Consider the following 1,077-nt stretch of genomic DNA (forward strand, 5'->3'; position numbering starts at 1 on the left):
TGAGCAAGCAAAGCAAGATTTTGTTGTTGTAATTCTTGTCCCCAAGCGAAATTTTGTTGATAACTTTGAGCCACCTGTTTTAGTAGTTGCGGTTGTTGAGCAAAAGCTTGACGCACGGCAACCCGAGTATAGTGAGTCTCGGTATTCATAGGATCAACAACTGCTAAAGTACCAATGAGAGTTAAAGTTTGCTCTATTTGCTCAAGATTTAAATGTAGAAGTGGTCTTAGCTTGGCAATAGTAATTGCTTGTTCTTGGTGTTGTAAAGCTAGAGGTGTATATTGCGAACTTAATTCATAGGTAACCTTTTGTAATCCCCGAAAAATTGGAGTTACTTGTTTCTCTTTTACTTCTTGAGTATAGGTCGCTAAAATCTCAAGATTAAACTTCGAAGCTTGAGGATAAAGACGTAAAATGCTACTTGCGTAGGTTTCGTATAGATCTTGCTCTTGATGAGCAACCATTAAGAGTGCTCGCGTATGATTGCAGGATTGAGCTTGCTGTTGTAAACGCCAATATTGTAAAGCATAACGATAATTCCGTGCTTGCTGTTCGGTATTATTGACATGACTTAAGTAAAGTTTAAGGTTTTGGCTATATTGAACTTGGGAACTAGTGGTTTCTTGCCACTGCCACAAGTCCAGTTTGCAATAATGGGCAAAACTAAATTCTTGAAGTGCACTTGTTAGGGTAGGATCATAGAATTTACAAGCATTGCTAAACCCTGTCAAGGTCAATTCTGCATAGCGATTAAAGCTCATTAATTCATTTAATTGCGTATAGATCTCTTGTAATTGCTCTAATAACTTTTGCGTATCATGAGTATAAAGTTGACAAAATTCTTGCCAATTTTGGGCAAGAGCTTGGAGCCCATGATCTATATGAGAAATTCTTATCTCGCTCAGATTGTCAGCAAATAAATCCTGCCATAACTCTAGCGTTTGCCCCCAATGTTCTTGACTTTGGACTTGAGTTGCACTGGATACTTGCATGTAGTGTTCTAAATTAAGTTGGGAATTTAAACTTTTATGATTGAGATTTAAACCTGCTAGAGGAGCTATAGCTAGAGGCAAGAGA

1 protein-coding gene is annotated in these 1,077 nt (G+C 37.8%); it reads right to left on the reverse strand.

Annotated elements, in window-relative coordinates:
- Positions 1–1,077 (reverse strand): PP-loop family protein (locus CKF59_RS07360; protein ID WP_147397148.1); only part of this gene is annotated, 1,077 nt, incomplete at both ends.

Source organism: Psittacicella gerlachiana (assembly GCF_003585965.1).
GTDB classification, from domain to species: domain Bacteria; phylum Pseudomonadota; class Gammaproteobacteria; order Enterobacterales; family Psittacicellaceae; genus Psittacicella; species Psittacicella gerlachiana.